This is a genomic window from Streptomyces sp. PsTaAH-137 (assembly GCF_003259365.1).
Classification (GTDB): Bacteria; Actinomycetota; Actinomycetes; order Streptomycetales; family Streptomycetaceae; genus Streptomyces.
This window is the reverse complement of sequence record NZ_QLLY01000059.1, coordinates 1-3,378: the sequence shown is the minus strand read 5'-3', so window position 1 is coordinate 3,378 and position 3,378 is coordinate 1. Positions and strand designations below refer to the sequence as shown.

Here is a 3,378-nt window from a genome sequence, read left to right as displayed (position 1 = left end):
GTTGGTCGCCAGGATGGCGTGCGGGTCCTCCACGATCTTGTCGAGGGTCGCGAAGAGGTCGAGTTTGAGCGGCTCGTCCTCCTTGATCGCCTCGATCACCAGCTGGCGGTCGGCGAGGTCGGCGAGGTCGCGGGTGTAGGTGACCCGGGACAGTGCCGCGTCGCGCTGCTCGGCGGTCAGCTTGCCCCTGGCCACGCCCCGGTCGAGGGAGGCGGCCAGGCGCTGCGGCCCCTTGTCGAGGGAGGCGTCGGAGAACACCGCGACGACCACGTCCAGGCCGGACTTGGCGCACAGTTCGGCGATGCCGGTGCCCATGATGCCGCTGCCCGCGACACCCACCCTCTCGATCGTGTCGCTGCCGGTCGTCGTGGTCATGCGGTCCCCCAGGTCAGTAGTGATGCGCCGATCGACATGCCGCCGCCGAAGCCGGCGAGGAGCACGAGGTCGCCCGGCGTCAGGGCGCCGGTGCGGTGGGCCTCGTCGAGCGCGACCGGCACCGAGGCGCTGCCGACGTTCCCGTACCGGATCAGGGTGCGGTGCGTGTGCGCGGTGGTGAGGCCCGCGCGGTCGACGACGTCCGTGAGCATGACGCCGTTGGCCTGGTGCGGTACGAAGTGGTCGACGGCGGCGAGGTCGACGCCGGCCCGCGCGGCCAGTGCGCGCAGCGCGGGCGGCACGTGTTCGGCCACGAAGTCCCGTACGCCGCGGCCGTCCATCTTGAAGTGGTGGCCGCCCTCGGCGACGGTCTCCGCCGACGCGGGGTTGCGGCTGCCGCCCGCCTCGACGCGGATCAGGTGGTGCGCGTCGCCCCGGCTGGCGAGGTCGGTGGCGATGATGCCGTACGGCTGCGGGACCGCTCCGACGATCGCGGCTCCGGCTCCGTCGGCGAACAGGATGGCGGTCCTGCGGTCGGTGACGTCGAGGATGCGCGAGTACACGTCCGCGCCGATCACCAGCGCGCGGGCGCCGGGGCGCACGGTCACCAGGGCGTGGGCCAGGGAGAGGGCGTAGACGAAGCCGCTGCACACGACGTTCACGTCGAAGCAGGCGGCTCCGTAGGCGCCCAGGCCGTGCTGGACGAGGTAGGAGGTGGGCGGTTGCGGGAAGTCCCCGGTGGAGGTGGAGAGGATGATGTAGTCGATCTGCTGTGCGGTCAGGTGTGCCTGTTCCAGGGCCCGTTCGGCCGCCTTGACCGCCAGGTCCGACGTCGCCTCGTGGTCGGCGGCGTAGCGCCGCGACCGGATCTGGGTCTTGCGTTCGATCCAGTCCGCGGTGACGCCGACCCGGGCGGCGACCTCCTCGTTGCTCACCTCGTGCTTGGGCAGGTAGGAGCCGGTGGACAGGATGCCGATGCCGGTGGCCCCGGTCGTGGCGCCGGTCATGACCGCGCGCCTTCGGCGGGGCGGGGCGCCGCGCCCAGACCGCGCAGCGGGTTGAGCCGCTCGGCGCCGATCCGCTCCCGCAGGGCGGGGTCGGTGACGCCGAGGCCCTCCTCGGGGGCGAGGCACAGCACACCGACCTTGCCGATGTGCCGGTTGAGCTGGACCAGGCGCGCCGCCTCGCCCACCTCGTCGAGCGGGTAGACGTCGGAGAGGACGGGGGCCAGGTGGCCGAGGCGGAACAGGCGGTTGCACTCGGCCTGTTCCTGGAGGTTCGCGGCGTGGCTGCCGATGACCTTCTTGAGGTTCATCCACAGGTAGCGGTTGTCGAAGTGGTGGTCGTAGCCGGTGCTCGATCCGCAGGTGACGACCGTGCCGCCCTTGCGGACGACGAACACGGAGATCCCGAACGTGGCGCGCCCGACGTAGTCGAAGACGACGTACGGGTCCTCGCCGACCTGGCGGCGGATCTCCCGGCCGAGGCGCTTGCCCAGTTCGATGGTGCGTTCCGGGGTGGGTGCGCCGTCGTCGCCCAGGCCGATCGCGCTGCGGTCGATGACGACGTCGCAGCCGAGCCGGCGCAGCGCCGCGGCCTTGTGCTCGGAGCCGACGACGCCGACGGGGATGCCGCCCGCGTTCTTCACCATCTGCACCGCGTACGCGCCGAGTCCGCCCGTGGCGCCCCAGACGAGCACGATGTCGCCCTGCTTGATCCGGGCGCCGTTGTCGCCGATGAGCATCCGGTAGGAGGTGGCCGCGGTCAGCAGGACGCTCGCGGACTCCTCCCAGGTCAGGTGCGGCGGTTTGGGCAGCAGCTGGCTGGCGCGGACGACCGCGTAGTGGGCGAGGCCGCCGAAGTTCGTCTCGTAGCCCCAGATGCGCTGGCCGGTGCCGAGCATGGCGTCGGCGTGGGTGGCCGGTTCCTGGTCGTCGACCTGGACGCAGCTGGCCACCACGTGGTCGCCGGGCTTCCAGTGGCGTACGCCGGTCCCGGCGCGTACGACGATGCCGGCGGCGTCCGATCCGACGACCTGGTGCGGCAGGTCGTGCCGGGTGTCCCAACCGCCGTTGCGGGCCTGGCGCTTGAGGAAGTCGAAGGTGGGCACCGGTTCGAACGTCGCCGACCAGACGGTGTTGTAGTTGATGGAACTCGCCATGACGGCGACGACCACCTCGTCCGGGGCGAGCTCCGGCATGGGGACGGACCCGACGTGCAGCGACTTGCGCACGTCGGGATCGGCCACCCCGTCGAACATGCCGACGTCGGCGGCCAGCAGGTGCGCGGCCCGGTACTGCGTGGGAAGCGCGTGTCGCCCGATCTCGTCCGGGCCGGCCCCGGACAGCAGGGCTTCTGTCAAAGAATCCATGATTCCCTTTCTCCTCACCCGCTGATCGGGGCACCGCACCGGTCGGGCGCGGTCGAGCGACGGATTCGTGTGCCGGGGGCGGTGGTTACAGGACGGCGCCTTCCCTGGTCCGCCTGCGCAGACCGGGCCTGCGGGCCTGCCCGAGGTCCTTCCACATGTCCGACAGACCGGTGACGGTCCGGGCCGCGAACAGGCGGCGGATGGTGACTTCCTGCTTGAGTTCGGAGCGGATCAGGCCGACGAGACGGATCGCCCGCAGCGAGTTGCCGCCCAGGTCGAAGAAGTCGTCGTCGATGCCGACCCGTTCGAGTTCGAGGACCTCGGCGAAGGCCTTGGCCAGGGTCCGCTCGATGTCGTTGCGCGGCGCCCGGTAGGTGTCCTCGGCGGAGGCGGGCTCGGGCAGCGCCGCGAGGTCGACCCGGCCGCCCGCCGTCACCGGCAGCCGGTCGAGGACGGTGAACACCGACGGCACCCGGGACTCGGGCAGCCGGCCCGCGGCGAACCGGCGCAGTTCGTCGGCCTCGACGGTCCGCCCGGCGGCCGGGACGACGTACGCGACCAGGCGCTGCCGGCCGGAGCCGTCCGCCGTGACGAGGACGACGGACTGGGCGAGGTGGGCGTGCCCGGACAGC

General features: G+C 72.1%; 4 protein-coding genes. All 4 read right to left on the bottom strand.

Going from position 1 to position 3,378, the window contains the following annotated elements:
* Window positions 1-375, bottom strand: a 375-nt coding sequence (locus K377_RS40715) for a 3-hydroxyacyl-CoA dehydrogenase NAD-binding domain-containing protein (protein WP_237551936.1), incomplete at its 3' end; no start/stop codon positions are given.
* On the bottom strand, window positions 372-1,382 hold the full coding sequence (locus K377_RS40710) for a 3-oxoacyl-ACP synthase III family protein (RefSeq protein ID WP_111668673.1): 1,011 nt from the start codon (window positions 1,380-1,382) through the stop codon (window positions 372-374). The genes K377_RS40710 and K377_RS40715, both read right to left, overlap by 4 nt.
* Entirely contained in the window at window positions 1,379-2,746 is a 1,368-nt protein-coding gene (gene ccrA, locus K377_RS40705; protein WP_111668672.1) for a crotonyl-CoA carboxylase/reductase, read from the bottom strand. Before ccrA ends, K377_RS40710 begins: the two co-directional genes overlap by 4 nt.
* 85 nt (window positions 2,747-2,831) lie before the next feature.
* Window positions 2,832-3,378: phosphopantetheine-binding protein (locus tag K377_RS40700; protein WP_237551935.1), on the bottom strand; the 547-nt coding region annotated here is incomplete at its 5' end.